Genomic DNA, 19,813 nt, shown 5'->3' on the forward strand with positions numbered 1-19,813 from the left:
AAATCTATGAAAGTATTTTTGTTTACAAGTCAGAGAAAAAATTATTGTTGATTCTTTGTTCCCTATTTTGATGTCTAGAAAGTGATTGATAGCGGTTCCCGGTCTGCTGAGATACAAATTTATTGCTGCTAATCTGTGTCCAACTTTATGGGAAGCTGCTTTGTGTCTAATGTAGTTATTTACTGGTGTTTGTATCTTAGGTAAGAAAGGCGATAAATCAACCTGCTAAAGTTCAGGGCTAATTAACAGCAAAAATGCAAGCGAAGGTTTATGCAGCCCGAACATTGGAAAAAAATTAAAGAGGAAATTAATATTTGGCGCGTAGGGATATTACCAGGGATTGCAGTTATTGGATTAGTGATCATTGCTCGTCTGTCTGGTGTAATGCAATCTTTAGAGTGGCTGGCTTTTGATAGTTTGCTACGGATACGCCCTGAAGAAGCCAAAGATGAACGAATTATATTAATCGGAATTAATGAAGATGATATTAATAATGGTACAGATTTTACGTTTTCAGACCATGATTTAGCACAGTTACTATTAAAATTACAAACTTATCAACCAAGAGTTATTGGACTGGATGTTTATCGAGATGCGCCAGTAAATCCTGGTCATGATGAATTAGTCGCAGTCTTGCAAAATTTTCAAAATATTATTGGAATTGATAAAGTATTACCTGATGAAATTGCACCACCGCCAGCATTGTCACCAGAACAAATTGGTTTTGCTGATCAAATTATGGATAGTGATGGTAAATTACGCCGTAGTTTATTAGGTACGCCTACCAATCAAGGTTATAAATTTTCGTTGTCTCTCAAGTTAGCAGCAGTATATTTAAATCATTATCAGCTTAATCTAGAAAATGGCATACGCGATCGCGCGGCGATTAGATTTGGTCAAACCGAGATACCCAGAGTCTTCCCCAATTCCGGGGGATATGTGCGAACCGACGCGGGGGGAGTGCAAGTCTTACTCAATTTTCACAGTGGTCGAGACCGCTTTCGCTTTTTATCCTTATCCGAACTGAAAAATGATAAATTTAATCCAGACTGGATACGCGATCGCATTGTAATTATCGGTATCACTTCCCCCAGTCGGAAAGATTTTATTCCAACTTCTGCAATTGAATCTTTGGAGTCTGCACCAGGGAGAGTTTATGGTGTAGAAATTCAAGCACATACTGTTAGCCAAATTATCAGCGCCGTCCTTGACTCTCGACCATTGTTAAATACTTGGTCAGAAGGTTGGGAATATGTATGGATTGTGAGTTGGGGATTAGTTGGAATTGCGATCGCAAGGCTGACAAAATCACCTTGGCGTAGTTTATTAGTTGTGGCTATTGCCGGTTGTAGCTTATTTATATTGTGTTATTTTCTACTGCTATTTGGTTGGTGGATTCCGTTAATTCCTGCATTTTTAGTTTTAAGTTTAAATGGTATGGAAATTACAGCTTTATATCAATATGAGCAAGCTTTACGTTCGGGAATTAGAGTCAGACAAGCCATCATTGAACGCACCTTTGCTAAAATTCATAATGGCCCCTTACAAAGCCTCGCTCAAGTTTTAAAACTAGTGCGAGATAAAGATTTACCAGTCAATGAATTACTCATTGAAATCGAAAAAGAACTAGAAAAATTAAACTATGATTTACGAGGCATTTATGAATTTTTACAACGAGAACCCATCGACCAAGAAACTAGCTTGTATTTAGGTAAAAATACAGTGCTAAATTTACGTGACCCTTTACATGAGCTTCTCTATCAAGTTTATAATTCTACCTTAGAGCGAGAGTTACCTTGTTTTAAAACTATTAAAGTTAAAATCAGAAATTTTGAACCAATAAATGAACGCTGCTTAAATCTTGATCATAAGCGTGACCTTTGTCGGTTTTTAGAAGAAGCTTTATGTAATGTCGGTAAACATGCCGCAGGAGTCACCCGCCTAGAAGTAACTTGTTCAGCATCGGAAGGTTGGTACACTTTAAGTATTATCGATGATGGTTTAGGAATTAACTCATCGATAGAAGGACGGGGAACACAACAGTTTAGAAATTTAGCACGACAATTTAAAGGTAAATTTCGCCGCATTCCCCTTTCTCCTAGAGGAACTCTGTGTGAGTTATCTTGGCATATACCTAAGTTTTATTTTTGGTATTGAAGAAGTCAAAATTAATTGTAGTATTTCCTAGTCTGCTGAGGTACAAATTTATCTGCGTCCATCTGCGGTTAATTATTCTTGCTTGTACTTCACTAGAATAAGAAACGCTATAGTAAAAAATTCAGACTCGCCAATAAATTTTCTATTTATTGGTAGTTTTCAACTTGTTTATTTATCCGCCACTTTATATTGAAATTTGTTTTGAGAATTTTCATGATTTACATATTGCAATCTATATAGATATACCCTTAAGTGAATTGGTTAAAAATTGCTAAATAGTTATATAGTATGAGAAGATACTAATATAATTTAAACAGAAAAGATACGCATAGCTTTAATTGCAAATTAAATAACTTTTTGATTTTTTAAATTATTTTTTGAGTACTTCCATGAAGGAGAAAAATAATGATCAAATCTTCGGTATTTAAGATAAAAAATCATCAATTTTGGCAGCCAAAGATTTTCACAATTTGTGTTTTCAGTATCATCTTAGGGATGAGTCAAACAGCACTAGCTGGATATGAACCACCGAAAGACCAAAAACCCCCGACAGGCCATTCAGATTCATCAGGTGTCAGGGTAGGATGCAAAACTAATAATATGCGATCGCCATCACTAATCATCGGTTCTGCTGTGACTCGCACACAACCATCAAACAGTCCTACCACCTCCAGTCAGCCACGGCGAAATCAAACTCGCTGACATGAAAACAGTGCATCTATGCCAAACATTGCTAGAGACATTGCAATGCAACGTCTCTTTATTTTTCTTTACATTCTTTCTCATAGTTTGAGAGAGTCCCGAATGCTTGCAATACCTGGAGAAATTGCCAGCAATATCTTAAGGAATGCTGCATATCTTACCCAAAATCTGAATTTATTTGTTATCGTGATCCCAAAGGAATTATTAAGCACCAACAAGATAGACCAGACGCTAAATCAGCGCCGAAATGCCTGCTGGGTGCGAGATATGAAATTAATCACTAAAATTAAAAGCTCATTAATTCAGAGTATCTATTGGGGAGGTAACAATTATGGTTACAGCATCTCATCAAATTTTGTCTTCATTTTCTAAAGAACAATCGCTGATTCTTTGGTTTGATGAAGTAGGCATTCAAGACATACACCTAGTAGGTGGAAAAAATGCCTCTTTGGGAGAGATGATTCAACAATTAACCCCCAAAGGTGTGAATGTACCAACGGGGTTTGCAACTACAGCTTATGCTTATCGTTATTTTATTCAATCAGCAGGGTTAGAAAGCAAGTTACGTCAACTTTTTGCTGATTTAAATGTTGATGATGTAAACAATTTACGCGAACGTGGAGAAAAAGCGCGATCGCTATTATTACACACACCATTCCCCACAGATTTACGCCAAGCCATTGCCCAAGCCTACGAAAATTTATGTGATAAATATCAAACTCAAACAGATGTTGCAGTCCGTTCTAGCGCCACGGCGGAAGACTTACCTGATGCGAGTTTTGCTGGACAGCAAGAAACTTATTTAAATATTGTTGGTGTTGAAGAAGTAATTACAGCTTGTCATAAATGTTTTGCCTCTATATTTACTGACCGCGCTATTTCTTATCGTCATACAAAAGGATTTGATCACTTTAACGTAGCTTTATCAGTTGGTGTCCAGAAAATGGTGCGTTCTGATTTAGCAACATCTGGGGTGATGTTTTCAATTGATACCGAAACCGGATTTAAAGATGCAGCCTTAATCACCGCCGCCTACGGTTTAGGGGAAAACGTTGTCCAAGGTGCAGTGAATCCTGATGAATATGTAGTATTTAAACCCACATTAAAAACAGGTTTCCGGCCAATTTTGGATAAGAAATTGGGCAGTAAAGAAATCAAAATGATTTATGTGTCAGCTTCCGAAATTGATTTAGTTGCTTGTGCTGCTGACAATGCCCATACATTAACAGTTAAATCAGATGATAATTGCAAGTTAACCAAAAATGTCCCGGTTTCGGAAAGCGATCGCACTCAATTTGCCCTCAATGACGCAGAAATCTTACAATTAGGCCATTGGGCTTGCGTCATCGAAGACCATTATTCCCAAGTCCACGGTAATTACACCCCAATGGATATTGAGTGGGCAAAAGATGGGATTAGTAATCAATTATTTATTGTGCAAGCACGTCCCGAAACTGTGCAGTCACAGAAAAAAGGCAATGTCTTACGCAGTTATCGTTTAGTATCAAATCAAGAAACTCCAAACCCTTTAGTAACTGGACGCGCCATAGGTGAAGCCATCAGCCAAGGTAAAGTGAGTGTCATTGTCGATGTTCACAACATTGATAAATTTCAGCCAGGGGATGTCTTAGTTACCGAGAGAACCGACCCCGACTGGGAACCAATTATGAAACGCGCCAGTGCAATTATTACGAATGCTGGTGGTCGTACCTGCCATGCAGCGATTATTGCACGAGAATTGGGTGTGCCGGCGATCGTTGGTTGTGGTAATGCGACACAAGTCTTGCAAAATGGTCAAGCAGTCACCGTTTCTTGTGCTGAAGGGGAAGACGGTAAAGTTTATCCTGGCTTGTTACCCTTTGAAGTTAAAGAAGTCCCTTTAGAAAACTTACCCCGCACCCGTACCCAAATTTTAATGAATGTTGGTAATCCCCAGGAGGCTTTTAGCTTATCTGCAATTCCCAACGACGGCGTAGGTTTAGCGCGGACAGAATTTATTATTGCTAATCAAATTCAAATTCATCCAATGGCGTTAATTCATTACGACCAATTGCAAGATGAAAAAGTCAAACTCCAAATAGCAGAAATCACCGCACTTTATCATCATAAACCACAATATTTTGTGGATAAATTAGCTCAAGGTATAGCCAGAATCGCCGCCGCATTTTATCCCAAACCTGTGATTGTGCGAATGTCAGATTTTAAGAGTAATGAATACGCCAATTTATTAGGTGGTAAACAATTTGAACCAGGGGAAGAAAACCCGATGTTGGGTTGGCGTGGTGCCGCACGTTATTATGATGAAGGTTATAAAGCTGCTTTTGCCTTAGAATGTCAAGCTATCAAACGAGTCCGGGATGAAATGGGTTTAACAAATGTCATACCGATGATTCCATTTTGCCGCACACCCGAAGAAGGAAAGTTAGTATTAGCAGAGATGGCAAAAAATGGCTTGCAACAAGGTGTAAATAACTTGCAAGTTTATGTGATGTGCGAATTACCAAGTAATGTGATTTTGGCAGAAGAATTTGCCGATGTCTTTGATGGTTTTTCCATCGGTTCTAATGATTTGACGCAGCTAACACTAGGTTTAGACAGAGATTCAGCTTTAGTCGCCAGATTATTTGATGAACGCAGTCCCGCCGTGAAGCAAATGGTGAAAATGGCCATTGAAGCCGCCAAAAAACGCCACCGGAAAATCGGTATATGCGGACAAGCACCCAGCGATTATCCAGAATTTGCTCAGTTTTTAGTCGAACAGGGCATTGATTCTATCAGTTTAAATCCCGATTCAGTTTTAAAAACAATGCTGGAAATTGCCAAGGTAGAAAATCCTGAGTCTTGAGTAAAGCGATAAAGTAGAGACGTTGTATTGCAACGTCTCTGTTGTAAGATGAGCCAATTGCTAAACTTTTGGTAGAGGATTACAAAGTTAATATCGTTGTCTTTAACCTAGAACAAGAGGTTATTTTACGATGGATACCCTGGAGCAATACAGACAGCTAATACGAAATATTTTAATTGAACATACAAAAACTCCTTTCAGTACTGGTGACATTCAATTTGAAACAGTTTTTGATAGTGAACAAGATCGTTATCTGGTGATGATTTTGGGACGAGAACCTGCGTATGATTTTTCTCCTACTGTGACTCGACGCGTTCACGGCTGTCTTATTCACGTTGATATTATTGATGGTAAGATTTGGATTCAGCGTGATGGTACGGAAGACGGAGTAGCCGCAGAACTTGTTAATGCTGGCGTACCGAAAAATCAGATTGTGTTGGGGTTTCGGTCTGAGGAACTGCGACAAGATTCAGAATTTGCGATCGCCTAGTACAATAAGGCAAAAGTAAAAGGTCAAAAGGAAAAAGAAATAATAGTGATACCACAAGCTTTTTAGCAATTTCTTATGGTCACTGAGCTTACTTGTACTGAGCGCAGTCGAAGTAGTCGAAGTGTGATCGGTTGATTTACGCCGAACTGTACTAGCCTAACATTCAGTACTATGAGGGTGGGCAATGCTCACCCTAAAAATTTTTCCACAGAAAGCAACACAAAGGGGAAAATAGCTAAAGACTATTGACTGATGACCTTGACTGATGAATAAAAATTGGTTTCGCATTGGGTTAGTGAGTATCTTTTTACTCTCACTCGCTGTCAGGTTTTGGGGACTAGACAGGTTTAACACCTTAGTCTTTGATGAAGTTTATTACGCTAAGTTTGGAAATAACTATCTCACCCATGTTCCGTTTTTCGATGGTCATCCACCATTGGGAAAACTGATCATTGCTCTCGGTATATGGCTGGGTAGCCATGTAAAATTTTTGTATGAGAGTGTGAATGGACTTACGGGTTCACTGCGATCGCCTTGGGATTATCGTTGGATTAATGCTTTTTTAGGTTCATTTATCCCTTTATTAAATGCTGGGATTGCTTATCAATTAAGTTCGCGGCGTAGCTTTGCTTTAATTGCTGGGTTATTTACTGCTGTTGATGGCATTTTTATTGTTGAATCCCGCTATGCCTTGATTAATATATATATAGTAATATTTGGTTTATTAGGGCATTGGTTGTTTCTTTTAGCCTTAAATCATCAAAAACAACAACGTAAATTATTTTTAATTATTTCTGGTATCGCTTTTGGTTGCTCAATTGCTACCAAGTGGAATGGTTTATTTTTCCTAGCTGGTGTTTATTGTTTGTGGCTATTTGCTTGGATATGGCAATTCATTGGCAGAAAAATCAATCATCATGCTGAAGAAACTCATCAGCAGAATGAATCACCACTACAAAAGCTCACTCAAATCTATGCTTGGCAAATAATATTATTTTTAGGAGTTATCCCACTTATTGTTTATAGCTTGATTTGGATTCCCCATTTACAACTAGATACCAAATACGGATTTATCGAAGTCCACAAGCAAATCTTGAGTTTTCATGAACGGTTGGGTGGAAATAATGCTAATGTGCATCCCTATTGCGCTGCTTGGTATAAATGGCCATTGTTAATCAGACCAATGGCATATTATTACAAAACAGCCCACAGTATTAATGAGCCATTACCTGTTTTGGGGCCAGATTTGCCTGCAAATGCTGGGAAAATTATTTATGATGTTCATGCAATGGGCAATCCTTTTTTATGGTGGTTTAGTGTTGCTGCCATGTTATTTTTAATCGGAATGCTCATTGTTTCAATGGTAATGTTTTTGCAGCAAAAAAAACAATTTACCTTACCGAAAAACTTTACTGTCGATACCTGGATTGCTTTGTACTTAGTCGTAAATTATGCCACTAACTTAGTACCTTGGATGAGAGTATCGCGCTGCGCGTTTATTTACCACTATATGACGGCTGTGGTATTTGCATTTCTCGCGATCGCTTGGTTTGTGGATCAATGCCTACGTAGTTATCATTATCCATTGCAGGCGATCGGTGTCAGCCTTTCTATAATTATTTTGGTGGCTTTTGTGTTTTGGTTGCCGATTTATTTAGGTTTACCACTGACAACCGAACTTTATCGCCTCAGAATGTGGTTTAACTCTTGGATTTAAAGTTATTTTGCCTTAAGATACCTCTAACCTGTCACCTGTCACCTGTCACCTATCACCTGTCACCTCTAATCTCCTTAATACTGCTACATATATGCAGGGTAACTAATCACATCTTTTTTACATTTCTTATCTGTATTTATCGAGCCTGACTGTTAGACTAAAAACGCAAGTTAAGCTAAAAATATAGCTAAGTAGCACAATTGAGGTAGCAAAAAATTAAGTATCGAAATATCAGAAATGATGAAGAAAAATAAAGAAAAATTTTATAATTCATCATTCTATATTTTTACTGTAAGAATTTCAGAATTACTAGATTTATAGAATCACAATTATATCAGCTTACATCTAGGAAGTGTCATAAAGTTATCCACACCATAGGTAACACCTATATAGAGCCTGCTTTTGATGCTCCCTAGTATATAGAGGGGAATCCTAATGGAATTAAATGTACAACTTCCTAGCATTAATGTTACTAGCTTAAAAGAAGCGCCAATTCATACTTCTCGCCAAATTCAGCCCCACGGAGTATTGTTAGTTTTGGCAGAACCAGAATTACAAATCTTACAAGTAAGTAATAATACTTGGGCTGTATTCGGGATAGAACCCGAAGCAATGTTACAAAAGAAACTCGAAGATTTATTAGACTCTTATCAACTCGAAAGAATTAAGGCAGGGTTAGCCGAAGCTAATTTAGAGTTTATCAACCCGACCAAACTTTGGTTCCGCAAAAAAGGTGATGAATATATAGTTTTTGATGCAGTTTTTCATCGTAACTCAGAAGGCTGTTTAATTCTGGAACTGGAACCAACATTTTCCCAAGAAAACATCCCATTTTTAAGTTTTTACCATCTAGCGAAGGCTTCTATTAACCAGTTAGAAAAAACCTCAAATCTGCGGGATTTTTGCCAAATCATTGTCCAAGAAGTGCGGAAAGTAACTGGTTTTGACCGGGTAATGTTATATAAATTTGATCATGATGGACATGGTTCAGTAATTGCTGAAGAAAAGCTAGAAACCCTGGAGCCATATTTAGGTTTACATTATCCTGAATCAGATATTCCTAAACCAGCTAGAAAATTATTTGCATCTAATTCGATTAGAATTATCCCGGATGCCAAAGCCGAACCAGTACAACTAATTCCCGCCGTTAATCCAGTTAGTCAGCGTCCTGTAGATTTAACCAATTCTATTTTGAGAAGTGCTGCATCTTGCCATCTGGAATATTTACATAATATGGGTGTGGGTGCTTCTTTAACTATCTCCTTAATTAAAGACCAACAACTCTGGGGATTGATTGCTTGCCATCATCAAACACCGAAATTTGTTTCTTACGAATTGCGGAAAGCCTGCGAATTTTTAGGACGAGTGATATTTGCCGAAATTTCTGCCAGAGAAGAAACAGAAGATTACGACTATCGGATGAATTTGACACATATTCAATCACTGTTGGTTGAATATATGTCTCAGGAAGAAAACTTCATCGATGGTTTAGTCAAACATCAGCCGAATTTATTAGATTTAACCAGCGCCCAAGGTGCGGCTGTTTGTTTTGGCGATCGCTGTACACTTATAGGTGAGACTCCCGCCGAAGAAGACTTGACTTTTTTGGTACAGTGGTTAAAGAACAACGTCGATGAAGAAGTTTTCTATACTAATTCTTTGCCCCAAGTTTACCCCGATGCGGAGAAATTTAAAAACGTTGCTAGTGGTTTATTAGCAATTCCCATTTCTAAACGCAATTATGTTTTGTGGTTCCGTCCCGAAGTCATTCAAACAGTGAATTGGGGTGGTGATCCTAATAAAGCATTTGAAGTTAGCCAAACAGATGGCGATGTGCGTCTGTGTCCCCGCAAATCTTTTGAATTGTGGAAAGAAACAGTCAAGCTAACATCTTTACCTTGGCAATATGTGGAAATTAAAGCTGCATTGGAATTGCGAAAAGCAATTGTAAATATTGTCTTGCGCCAAGCCGATGAACTTGCTCAATTAGCCCAAGATTTAGAACGTTCTAACGCCGAATTGAAAAAATTTGCTTACGTTGCTTCCCATGACTTGCAAGAACCACTCAATCAAGTGGCGAATTATGTGCAGTTATTGGAAATGCGCTATAACGAAGAACTGGACGAAGACGCGAAAGAATTTATTGGCTTCGCCGTTCAGGGTGTGAGTCTAATGCAGACTTTGATTGATGACGTACTAGCATACTCCAAAGTTGATACTCAAGCGATCGCATTTCAACTAACTGAAGTCGAAACCGCCTTAGAACACGCCCTCAGCAACTTACGTCAGCGCATTGCTGAAACAGGTACGGTAATTACCTATGATCCCTTACCCACAGTCATGGCTGGTAGTACCCAGTTAATGCAACTATTCCAGAACTTGATTGCTAACGCCATCAAATTCCGTAGCAACCAACCACCCCGCATTCACGTAGGTGCAGAAAGATTAGAAGATGAATGGTTGTTCTGGGTACGCGATAATGGTATCGGTATAGAACCCAAATTTAGCGATCGCATTTTTGTCATCTTCCAACGCCTACACACCAGAGACGAGTATCCTGGTACGGGTATGGGTTTAGCCATCTGTAAAAAAATTGCCGAATGTCATCGAGGTCGCATCTGGGTAGAATCACAACTTGGTGAGGGAGCTACCTTCTACTTTACAATTCCAGTTGGAGGGCGCGAGCGTGAGCGTAGAAACGGAAGACAAGCCCAAAACCATCTTTTTGGTCGAGGATAATAAAGCCGATATCCGCTTAATTCAAGAAGCATTGAAAAATAGCGCAGTCCCCCACGAAGTCGTGATAGTCAGGGACGGCGTGGATGCAATGGCCTTTTTACGCCAAGAAGGTGAATACGCCGATGCTCCCCGCCCCGACCTGATTCTGCTAGATTTAAACTTACCTAGAAAAGATGGTCGAGAAGTCTTAGCAGAAATTAAAAACGACCCACTCCTGAAACGCATCCCGGTAGTTGTGCTGACAACCTCAAAAAACGAGGATGATATTTTTCACAGCTACGACTTGCACGTTAACTGCTACATTACAAAATCTCGCAACCTCAGCCAACTCTTCCAAATCGTCAAAGGTATCGAAGATTTTTGGCTATCTACCGTTACCTTACCTTCAGAGTAACTAGATGGGTGTAGGGGTGTCAGGGTGTCAGGGTGCAGGAGAGAAAATGCCACATAGTCTTTTCCTCCTGCCTTCTGCCTTCTGCCTCCTGCCTTCCCACTCTCACTTCCCAGGGCTTGAAATAAAAAACTATGGCTGGAAGCTTAGTAAAAATCTTGTTAATTGAAGACAATCTGGCAGAAGCTAGGTTATTGCAAGAGTTTTTGCAGCAAGCCGACGCTAAAGAATTTGTGCTAGTTCATGTCAAGCGATTACAAGAAGCACTCAACGAACTCAAAAGCAGCGATTACGATATCATATTACTCGACCTGACTCTACCCGACAGTCAAGGATTATCATCTTTGCCAGTCTTGATTAGTTGTGCGCCCAGCGTGCCAATAGTCGTACTCACAAATACTAACGACGAAGAACTGGCGATTGTAGCAGTCAGAGAAGGAGCGCAAGATTATTTAGTCAAGCGTCACGTCAATGCTAATGGTTTGGTGCGTTCTATCTGTTATGCGATCGAGCGTAAACAGCTTTTAGAAACATTACGCCAAGTTAATCAAACATTACAAGTACAAGTTAAAGAAAGTACTGCCGAACTAGTGAAAGCTAACGAAATTAACCAGTTCAGATCAGAATTAGTTTCCATGCTTTCTCATGATATTCGTCAACCGCTAAATACTATTCTCTTAGCCGCCGGACTACTCCAAAATAACGAAGATAAATTAACTCAAGAGAAAAAACGCAATCATTTACAAATGATTCGCGCAGCTATTAAGAACATGGCACAAATGCTAGACGAAGTTTCTGTAATTGGTAGGGTTGACTCTGGGAAATTTACCTGTGACCTTGAACCATTAGATTTAGAAGGATTTTGTCGCCAATTAGTTTATGAAGCGCAATTAAATCTCAAAGAAAAAAATTTAAATCTGGTATTTACCAGTTATGGAGAATTAGCTGAAGCCGTTTGGGATGAAACTCTACTACGCCACATTTTAGGCAATTTATTAGGCAATGCTATTAAATATTCCCTACCTAATGGCAAAATTCAGTTTGAATTAATTAGCCAAGAAAACTCCGTCATGTTCCGGTTTCAAGATTGGGGAATTGGTATCCCAAAACAAGACCAAAAGCATATGTTTCAACCTTTCCAACGTGCCGAAAACGTCGGGGGAATTCCCGGTACTGGCTTAGGTTTGGCAATTGTAAAAAAGTGTGTCGATGCCCATAGCGGCGAAATTATGCTCAACAGCGAGGTAGGAGTCGGCACAACTTTTATTGTCACTCTACCTTTGATTAAGCTGTAAACGCCAAAAAAGTCTGTTAAACTATCGCCAAATCATTCCATCAATTAATATAGGGAAAAAATATGGCATTAGGTAGATTAGTTAACGGACAATGGACAACTGTCTGGACAGAACGAAATGAGAAAGGCGAATTTCAGCGAATGCCTACACAGTTTCATCATAAAATTACCGCAGATGGCGCTAGTGGATTTAGAGCAGAAGCCGATAGATATCATTTGTATGTTTCTTTGGGTTGTCCTTGGGCGCATCGTACTGTTTTATTACGTGCTTTAAAAGGGTTAGAAAAAGTGATTGGTCTTTCTATCGTTGACCCTGTAATTAGTGAACAAGGATGGAAATTTTCTGATAAACAAGGATGTATTCGAGACAAAGTTAACCAAGCTGATTATCTTTGGCAAATTTACACCAAAGCGAATCCCAATTATACCGGACGAGTCACCGTTCCAGTACTGTGGGATAAACATACAAACAGCATTATTAATAATGAATCTCGGCAAATTATCCAAATATTAAATACAGAATTTAATTTCTTTGCTGAGAAAATGGTTGATTTTTATCCCAAATCCCTACAAGCTGTCATTGATAAAACCATCGATGCTATTTACCAGCCGATAAATAATGGTGTATACCGCGTTGGTTTTGCCACAACCCAAACGGCTTATGAACAAGCCATGAAAGAATTATTCTTGGCTATGGAACATTGGGAAAAAGTGTTAGCTAAACAGCCATATCTCTGCGGTGATGAAATTACCTTAGCAGATTGGTGTATGTTTACGACTTTGTTCAGATATGATTTAGCATATTATGGCTTGTTTAAGTGTAACTTGAAGCGGTTAGTGGAGTATCCCAATCTCTGGAATTATTGCCGGGAGCTATATCAATATCCTGGTGTGAAACAATGGTGTAATATTAATCATATCAAACAACTGTATTATGTCGGTCTACCAGAATTAAATCCTAGTGGAGTGATGCCAGTAGGCCCGATAATTAATTTTGACTTACCTTATAAATGCCGCGATCACCAAATCTAGATATTTTACTTAAATCTCAAATATATGCCAAATCAAGATGTCACCTTTTTTCGCATATTTGGTTCTATATTTGCGGGGATTGGTAGTATTTTTTTGATCACAGGTATCATCATTGCTATAGATACTCGCAGTTTCTCTAAAAATTCTATCCCCGCCCAAGGAACTGTGATTAACGTAGTCAAACATAAATCTAGAGATAGTAAAGGGCGTTCTTCTACTATTTATTATCCAGTCATCAAATTTACAGCAAATTCTGGTAAAGTAGTAGAATTTGAAGCTGGTAGCGGCAGTAACCCCCCAGCATATTCTCCAGGACAACAAGTAGAAATTGTCTACAATCCTCAAGAGCCAGAATCTGCTGCAATTCACTCTTGGTTTGATTTATGGTTTTTACCTACAATGTTTATTGGTATGGGTTCACTGTTTGTTTTAATTGGGGGTATCCCATTAGTAAAATCACTCCTACCTAGAAGCTAAAATAGAGAGCGATCGCTGATTTGTGTAAATTTAATAGTATGGGAGAAAATTATAAATTTCACTATCAGTTAGTTAGCCATCCCAATAAACCATATATTATTTTTCTACATGGTTTTATTGGTCAGTTAGATGAATTTGACGAAGTTATCAAACTTCTGGGTACAGAATTTTCTTATCTCACCGTAGACCTTCCCGGACATGGTAAAACGCAAGTATTTGGTGAAGATAAATACTATAACATTGAACAAACTTCTCAAGCATTAATTAATTTATTAGATGAATTGCACTTACGTAAATGCTTTTTAGTTGGTTATTCAATGGGTGGAAGATTAGCCCTATACCTAACTTTACATTCTCCTGAGCGTTTTGAAAAAGTTATCTTAGAATCAGCCTCTCCCGGTTTAGCTACAGAACAAGAACGACTAGGAAGAATTAAAAAAGATGAACAAATAGCCAGGAAACTCTCAAGATGTCTTTCTATAGATGAATTTCGAGGATTTTTATTAAACTGGTATAATCAGCCAATTTTTGGTTCTATCAAAAATCATCCAGCATTTGACAGAATGTTAGCAAGTCGATTACAAAATCAACCGCTTGAATTAGCTAAATCACTCAGAATTATGGGAACAGGTAGTCAACCTGCGTTATGGCATAAACTCGAAAATAATACAGTACCTTTGCTTTTACTAGTAGGTCATAATGATGAAAAGTTTATCAATATCAATAAAGAAATGGCGATAAAATGCCCAGTTGCTCAATTAAAAGTAATTAGTAACTCTGCTCATAATGTTCACTTAGAAAATACTCCAGAATTTGTGCAGTATATTCAAGAATTTTTAGCAGGATAATTAGATTTATGAAATGTACGTAGGATGTTTTAGCGACAGCGTAACGCATCTAACGCCAAGTTTTCGGTGCGTTACGGCTTACGCCTAACACACCCTACTGGCGCGGCAAGGCTAAAATAGGGCATAAAAATAACTCTTGTGGTGTGGGCATCCTGCCCGCACCGGACGGGCTAGAAGCCCATCCCACAAGAAATTTATCATGCAACATTTAAGGCTTGCCGCGCCACTACAGATACTACCGCTATATATAGATTTTGCTAGTCTGTTGATGTGAAAAATATCTGCGTTCATCTTCGTCCATCGGCAGTTAATTATTCTTTATTTGTCCGGGAATATCTTTAAGACCAAATTTTTTGCAGAATGTTATTGCTGTCATAGGAAGATTAAAATTTTCATTTATTTACTGATAAATTCAAGACTAATTACACATCTTCATATCAACATTAAAGGGAGTTTACTTAAGGAGTTGGCGCAACATTTACTGATGTTGGTTGATTAGCTTTTGCTAATTCTTCTTTTAACATTTTTTGATAAATCTTAGGTAAAGAATTACTGATAGAATTTGTTTCGATTCCATATCCTAAACTTGTCCAAGTTGGAGATAAACGGCGTAAAACATCATTTATTTTGCCTTGACGCAAAAGTTTAGGAATATCAACACCCCAAACTTGAATATCGTTTAACCAACGGTAAACTACCACATCTTGAAATTCTGGTTCAAAACTATAAGAAATCCAAAACACCATTCTTGTTGGATTGGGATGATAACGGGGTGCAATATTATACCAAGTAGTATTGATAATTTGATATCTGCCAGCAGCTGTAGAACAATTACCTGTGTTTGGCCCGGTAACGATGGTAACGCAGATTTCTGGGTGACGACTTAAGTCTGTAACTTGTTGTCCACCATACAACAGAGAGTAAGGACGGTTCCCATTAGCTTCACTGGCGGAAATGGTTCGCATCAAGGCGCGGATATAGGGGTCGCCGCCTTTCATGACTAGGGGTGGTTGATTATCATTAAACACAGGATCAGAAGGCGATCGCAAGTCTCCAAAGATATACCACTGTAACAAGCATATAAAAGCCAATAGCGCCGCGATCGGCCCAATTAATTTCTCAACCCCTTTCAGTTCAAACTTTTTCAGAATCCGACTCCTCACTTGACTTTCTTCAATACTAACTAATGCAACACTGGTTACATAATGAACTTGTTGTCACTGATTGGCGACTTTTCTCTGATTGCTTTATGTTTGATTTCTGATGGTAAATACAATGAATATCAGATTAAAATACGCATCTTAATCTAAAATAATGAACATATATGGCTAATACTAATTTATGCGCCGAGATTCGATATTTTACAAACTATTTCAACAATCTCCTACACTGTTATTTCAATTATTAGCAACACCACCCAGCAATGCAGAAGCATACAGATTTGATTCAGTAGCCGTCAAAGAACCCAAATTTGAAATTGATGGTGTGTTTCTCCCGCCAGAAAATCAAGGTGCGGGAGTTGTGTACTTCTGTGAAGTACAGTTCCAAACAGATGAACAGCTTTACGAAAGAGTATTTGCTGAATCTGCACTCTACTTTTACCGCAATCGTGCTAGATTTAGCGATTGGCAAGCAGTCATCATTTATCCATCACGCAATACTGAACAAGCCGACATTCATCCACATCGCTCATTCCTCAATGGTGGACAAGTGCATCGGGTGTATCTGAACGAATTAGGCAATATTCGCTCTTTACCGATATGGGTAGCGTTGATGGTGCTGACAACTCTAGAGGAAAATCAAGCACCAGAAGAAGCAAGATATCTTTTAACTAGAACTCGCCAAGAAGTCACAGAGCTAGGGAATAAAGCCATAATAGAGATGATTCTCACGATTATGGTGTACAAGTTTGAACAATTAACCAGAACAGAGGTTGAGTCAATGCTGGGAATTACACTTAAAGAAACCAGAGTTTACCGAGAAATTAAAGAAGAAGGACGTGAAGAGGGCAGAGAACAAGGGCGTGAAGAAGGTCGAGAAGCAGCAACAATTAATCTGATTACTCGACAGCTAACCAAGCGGTTTGGCGAATTATCGGAAGAAATGCGCTCTACAATTGCTGGTTTGCCTTTGCCTGTTCTGGAAGATTTGAGCGAAGCATTGCTAGATTTTACCAGTTTGGCTGATTTACAGGCTTGGTTAGACAAGTGATAAATTAAGCTCAGGCGCGATCGCCCTTCATCCCCTCCAATTCTAAATCCGAACTAAACAACCCAAAAATTCTAGTCGTACAATAAACTAAATAAAGTACGTAAGCGATATTTACGTACATTTTTTACGTTTTTGAGGAACTTATGACCGCAACTTCTCCCCGATTAAAGCACGAGGTTAAAGACCTCGCCCTCGCTCCCTTGGGAAGACAGCGTATTGAATGGGCTGGACGGGAAATGCCAGTTTTACGGCAAATCCGCGATCGCTTTGCCCAAGAAAAACCTTTTGCGGGGCTGCGTCTTGTAGCTTGCGCCCACGTCACCACCGAAACAGCACATCTAGCCATTGCGCTCAAGGCTGGCGGTGCAGATGCAGTATTAATTGCGAGTAACCCCTTATCAACTCAAGACGACGTAGCTGCTAGTCTCGTTGTTGATCATGAAATTCCCGTTTTTGCGATCAAAGGCGAAGATAACGAAACTTATAACCGCCACGTTCAAATTGCTTTAGACCACCGTCCTAACATTATTATTGATGATGGTAGTGATGTGGTAGCTACCTTAGTTCAGCAGCGTCAACATCAAATTGCTGATTTAATTGGGACTACAGAAGAAACCACAACGGGAATTGTGCGCTTACGCGCGATGTTCAAAGATGGCGTTCTCACCTTCCCGGCTGTGAATGTTAACGACGCAGATACCAAGCACTTTTTTGATAATCGCTACGGTACAGGACAATCAACCCTGGATGGGATTATCCGTGCGACAAATATTCTCTTAGCTGGCAAAACTATTGTTGTTGCTGGTTATGGCTGGTGTGGTAAAGGTACTGCATTACGCGCCCGTGGTTTGGGTGCAAACGTGATTGTCACCGAAATTGACCCCATCAAAGCGATTGAAGCAGTGATGGATGGCTTCCGCGTTTTACCAATGGCTGAAGCTGCACCCCAAGGTGATTTGTTTATTACCGTAACTGGTAACAAGCACGTCATTCGCGGTGAACATTTCGATGTTATGAAAGATGGTGCGATCGTTTGTAACTCCGGTCACTTTGATATCGAACTTGACTTGAAATATTTGGCTAGTCAAGCTGAAGAAATTAAGCAAGTCCGCCCCTTTACCGAACAATATAAGCTGAAGAGTGGTAAATCAGTGATTGTTTTGGGTGAAGGACGCTTAGTCAACCTCGCCGCAGCCGAAGGACATCCCAGCGCGGTAATGGATATGAGCTTTGCAAACCAAGCATTGGCTTGTGAATACTTGGTGAAGAATAAAGGTAAATTGGAACCGGGTTTGCACTCGATTCCTACCGAGGTAGATCAAGAAATTGCGCGGTTGAAGTTGCAAGCTATTGGTATTAGCATTGACTCCTTAACACCAGAGCAAATTGAGTACATCAACTCTTGGACTAGTGGAACTTAAACTCAGTGTTAAAGTTTAAGCGATAGGATATGTTGACGGGATAGGATAACCTATCCCGTTTTGGTATTAACAAATTTCAATACTAGTATGTTGGTGCAGGCGCACAAGATATATTGCGCCGTAATCCAACACAAAATCATGATATTTTGAGGCAATATTTTAATAGGTAAAATAATTGCAGCGTCAATTTTACCCTTGGAATTGAGATATTTTTGTAGTTGAAGGTTTCTTGGGTTTCACTTCGTTCTACCAACCTAAGCAAGAGGCGATCGCACTAATATTAATAAGCTATCAAATGCTAAGTAAAACGATTGAAAAATATCTACAATTATTCAAGGATTCTTCAACACCCAGTGAATCATCTCTCCTTTTAAAGGAGATGAACAAGGAATTTGAAACATCACCTCCTTTAGTTAGCGAAGTAATTCAGGAGTTGGAAGAATATGCTTCAAATCCAGATTATCCTGTGGCTTCGTTTATCATGATGGCAGCATGGAGTAACTTATCAAAGGATTACACACCTATACTTTGTCAAATCCTCAATGATGAGAATAATAATGGTCTTCACGAATCAGTTATTGAACTTTTGGATGTATTGCGCGATGAAAGAGCAATTCCGGCATTATCCAAAGCGTTGACATACCGATGGTCGTATGATGAATGGCTCAATGTACCAAGAAAGTCTCTCCTGGCATTAGCAGAAATCGGAACTCCTGAAGCGAAGATAATTATAGAGTCGGCGGCTCAATCTCCTGAAGAGCTAATTAGCGAAGATGCAAATCTGATATTAGACAATTGGTAAATTAATTTATCCACCAAGCATTGGCAATGGTAAAACTGTAACCACTATGCTCAACCCTCACCAAATTAACAGTGACAGATAATCAGAGTGCAGTTACAACTGACACTATACAAATACAACCATAGAAAAATGAGTGAAAGTACATCTTTAACACAGCAGTGGTTAGCTGAAATTCAAGCACTCAAACGCCAACTGGCAGAACAAAGAGTTGATTTAGCAGCAGCTTGGGAAAGTGCCGAAAAGTGGCGCAAACTCTACAATACAGAAGCAGAACAACGCCGGACAGACGCGCATTTATTCCAACAAACGATCGCATCTCTCAAAGCTAATATTCACAAACTCCAAGGTATTGAAGCTGCAACCCTGGCTGACGGTAAAGCAGTTGAAGCTATTCAAGCTGAAATTACTCAAATCCAAACTGTGGAAGAATTGCAGACAAAATTGATTGCAGCGATTAAAGAGCGCGATCGCTTATTACAAGCTTTGAAAACTGAACAAGAAAGTCACGCTCAAACACGTAAAAGTCTCACCACCGCTTTGGGTGATGCGATCGATAGCTTGGCACGAGAACGCAGCGCCGCAGAACAGGATAGATGAAGAGCCAGGAAAAATCAAATTATTAGCTCCTGGTTGATGCGATCGCCATTTGACCCCAAGAGTTGAAAAAAATTACTAATAAGTATAAAG

The 19,813-nt window shown here is 39.1% G+C and carries 17 protein-coding genes; 15 read left to right on the top strand and 2 right to left on the bottom strand.

Annotated features, from left to right (window positions below; all coding sequences use genetic code 11):
- Positions 1 to 270 precede the first annotated feature (270 nt).
- Positions 271 to 2,157 (top strand): CHASE2 domain-containing protein, encoded by a 1,887-nt coding sequence (locus tag H6G75_RS05310; protein WP_190978925.1) that lies wholly within the window; start codon positions 271 to 273, stop codon positions 2,155 to 2,157.
- A 500-nt stretch (positions 2,158 to 2,657) separates the two neighbouring features.
- Here the strand turns inward: H6G75_RS05310 and H6G75_RS05315 are convergent, their stop codons facing one another.
- On the bottom strand, positions 2,658 to 2,825 hold the full coding sequence (locus H6G75_RS05315) for a hypothetical protein (protein WP_190978926.1): 168 nt from the start codon (positions 2,823 to 2,825) through the stop codon (positions 2,658 to 2,660).
- Positions 2,826 to 2,877: 52 nt separating this feature from the next.
- On the opposite strand from H6G75_RS05315, the gene H6G75_RS05320 reads away from it, so the two are divergent.
- From H6G75_RS05320 to menH, 10 genes are all read left to right on the top strand, one after another.
- On the top strand, positions 2,878 to 3,231 hold the full coding sequence (locus tag H6G75_RS05320; protein ID WP_190978927.1) for a hypothetical protein: 354 nt from the start codon (positions 2,878 to 2,880) through the stop codon (positions 3,229 to 3,231).
- Positions 3,191 to 5,704, top strand: a complete 2,514-nt coding sequence (gene ppsA / locus H6G75_RS05325; RefSeq protein ID WP_190978928.1) for a phosphoenolpyruvate synthase — start codon at positions 3,191 to 3,193, stop codon at positions 5,702 to 5,704. Before H6G75_RS05320 ends, ppsA begins: the two co-directional genes overlap by 41 nt.
- 130 nt (positions 5,705 to 5,834) lie before the next feature.
- Positions 5,835 to 6,194, top strand: a complete 360-nt coding sequence (locus H6G75_RS05330; protein ID WP_062291441.1) for a XisI protein — start codon at positions 5,835 to 5,837, stop codon at positions 6,192 to 6,194.
- A 265-nt stretch (positions 6,195 to 6,459) separates the two neighbouring features.
- Complete coding sequence (locus H6G75_RS05335; RefSeq protein WP_190978929.1) at positions 6,460 to 7,911, top strand: dolichyl-phosphate-mannose--protein mannosyltransferase; 1,452 nt, start codon at positions 6,460 to 6,462, stop codon at positions 7,909 to 7,911.
- Positions 7,912 to 8,346: 435 nt separating this feature from the next.
- Positions 8,347 to 10,650: an ATP-binding protein gene (locus H6G75_RS05340; RefSeq protein ID WP_190978930.1), complete on the top strand. Its 2,304-nt coding sequence runs from the start codon at positions 8,347 to 8,349 to the stop codon at positions 10,648 to 10,650.
- Complete coding sequence (locus H6G75_RS05345; protein WP_190589735.1) at positions 10,598 to 11,044, top strand: response regulator; 447 nt, start codon at positions 10,598 to 10,600, stop codon at positions 11,042 to 11,044. The genes H6G75_RS05340 and H6G75_RS05345 overlap by 53 nt, the downstream gene beginning before the upstream one ends.
- A gap of 131 nt (positions 11,045 to 11,175) precedes the next feature.
- Entirely contained in the window at positions 11,176 to 12,336 is a 1,161-nt protein-coding gene (locus H6G75_RS05350; protein WP_190978931.1) for a hybrid sensor histidine kinase/response regulator, read from the top strand.
- Positions 12,337 to 12,398: 62 nt separating this feature from the next.
- Positions 12,399 to 13,367 carry a glutathione S-transferase family protein gene (locus H6G75_RS05355; RefSeq protein ID WP_190978932.1) on the top strand — a complete coding sequence of 323 codons (969 nt, stop codon included), beginning with the start codon at positions 12,399 to 12,401 and terminating at the stop codon, positions 13,365 to 13,367.
- A gap of 24 nt (positions 13,368 to 13,391) precedes the next feature.
- A complete protein-coding gene (locus H6G75_RS05360; RefSeq protein WP_190978933.1) occupies positions 13,392 to 13,844 on the top strand; it encodes a DUF3592 domain-containing protein in 453 nt (150 codons plus the stop codon).
- A gap of 38 nt (positions 13,845 to 13,882) precedes the next feature.
- Entirely contained in the window at positions 13,883 to 14,692 is an 810-nt protein-coding gene (gene menH, locus H6G75_RS05365; protein WP_190978934.1) for a 2-succinyl-6-hydroxy-2,4-cyclohexadiene-1-carboxylate synthase, read from the top strand.
- Positions 14,693 to 15,150: 458 nt separating this feature from the next.
- Here the strand turns inward: menH and H6G75_RS05370 are convergent, their stop codons facing one another.
- Positions 15,151 to 15,804 carry a glycoside hydrolase gene (locus H6G75_RS05370; protein ID WP_397331499.1) on the bottom strand — a complete coding sequence of 218 codons (654 nt, stop codon included), beginning with the start codon at positions 15,802 to 15,804 and terminating at the stop codon, positions 15,151 to 15,153.
- Positions 15,805 to 16,033: 229 nt separating this feature from the next.
- Between H6G75_RS05370 and H6G75_RS05375 the strand changes: the two genes are divergently transcribed.
- The 4 genes from H6G75_RS05375 to H6G75_RS05390 all read left to right on the top strand — a co-directional run bounded on the left by H6G75_RS05375 (position 16,034) and on the right by H6G75_RS05390 (position 19,723).
- Positions 16,034 to 16,903 carry an Rpn family recombination-promoting nuclease/putative transposase gene (locus H6G75_RS05375; protein ID WP_190978935.1) on the top strand — a complete coding sequence of 290 codons (870 nt, stop codon included), beginning with the start codon at positions 16,034 to 16,036 and terminating at the stop codon, positions 16,901 to 16,903.
- Between the two features lie 143 nt (positions 16,904 to 17,046).
- Positions 17,047 to 18,324 (top strand): adenosylhomocysteinase, encoded by a 1,278-nt coding sequence (gene ahcY, locus H6G75_RS05380; RefSeq protein ID WP_190978936.1) that lies wholly within the window; start codon positions 17,047 to 17,049, stop codon positions 18,322 to 18,324.
- Positions 18,325 to 18,619: 295 nt separating this feature from the next.
- Positions 18,620 to 19,126, top strand: coding sequence for a HEAT repeat domain-containing protein (locus H6G75_RS05385; RefSeq protein ID WP_190978937.1), 507 nt, complete (start codon positions 18,620 to 18,622; stop codon positions 19,124 to 19,126).
- Between the two features lie 129 nt (positions 19,127 to 19,255).
- Positions 19,256 to 19,723 carry a hypothetical protein gene (locus H6G75_RS05390; protein ID WP_190978938.1) on the top strand — a complete coding sequence of 156 codons (468 nt, stop codon included), beginning with the start codon at positions 19,256 to 19,258 and terminating at the stop codon, positions 19,721 to 19,723.
- The last annotated feature ends 90 nt before the right edge of the window (positions 19,724 to 19,813 follow it).

The organism is Nostoc sp. FACHB-280 (assembly GCF_014697615.1).
Lineage (GTDB): Bacteria > Cyanobacteriota > Cyanobacteriia > Cyanobacteriales > Nostocaceae > Nostoc_B.

What these genes read in the sequence shown, in the direction of transcription:
- H6G75_RS05310 (WP_190978925.1), top strand. Translation starts at nt 271, where the DNA reads ATGCAGCCCGAACATTGGAAAAAAATTAAAGAGGAAATTAATATTTGG.
- H6G75_RS05320 (WP_190978927.1), top strand. Translation starts at nt 2,878, where the DNA reads ATGCCAAACATTGCTAGAGACATTGCAATGCAACGTCTCTTTATTTTT.
- ppsA (WP_190978928.1), top strand. Translation starts at nt 3,191, where the DNA reads ATGGTTACAGCATCTCATCAAATTTTGTCTTCATTTTCTAAAGAACAA.
- H6G75_RS05330 (WP_062291441.1), top strand. Translation starts at nt 5,835, where the DNA reads ATGGATACCCTGGAGCAATACAGACAGCTAATACGAAATATTTTAATT.
- H6G75_RS05335 (WP_190978929.1), top strand. Translation starts at nt 6,460, where the DNA reads ATGAATAAAAATTGGTTTCGCATTGGGTTAGTGAGTATCTTTTTACTC.
- H6G75_RS05340 (WP_190978930.1), top strand. Translation starts at nt 8,347, where the DNA reads ATGGAATTAAATGTACAACTTCCTAGCATTAATGTTACTAGCTTAAAA.
- H6G75_RS05350 (WP_190978931.1), top strand. Translation starts at nt 11,176, where the DNA reads ATGGCTGGAAGCTTAGTAAAAATCTTGTTAATTGAAGACAATCTGGCA.
- H6G75_RS05355 (WP_190978932.1), top strand. Translation starts at nt 12,399, where the DNA reads ATGGCATTAGGTAGATTAGTTAACGGACAATGGACAACTGTCTGGACA.
- H6G75_RS05360 (WP_190978933.1), top strand. Translation starts at nt 13,392, where the DNA reads ATGCCAAATCAAGATGTCACCTTTTTTCGCATATTTGGTTCTATATTT.
- menH (WP_190978934.1), top strand. Translation starts at nt 13,883, where the DNA reads ATGGGAGAAAATTATAAATTTCACTATCAGTTAGTTAGCCATCCCAAT.
- H6G75_RS05375 (WP_190978935.1), top strand. Translation starts at nt 16,034, where the DNA reads ATGCGCCGAGATTCGATATTTTACAAACTATTTCAACAATCTCCTACA.
- ahcY (WP_190978936.1), top strand. Translation starts at nt 17,047, where the DNA reads ATGACCGCAACTTCTCCCCGATTAAAGCACGAGGTTAAAGACCTCGCC.
- H6G75_RS05385 (WP_190978937.1), top strand. Translation starts at nt 18,620, where the DNA reads ATGCTAAGTAAAACGATTGAAAAATATCTACAATTATTCAAGGATTCT.
- H6G75_RS05390 (WP_190978938.1), top strand. Translation starts at nt 19,256, where the DNA reads ATGAGTGAAAGTACATCTTTAACACAGCAGTGGTTAGCTGAAATTCAA.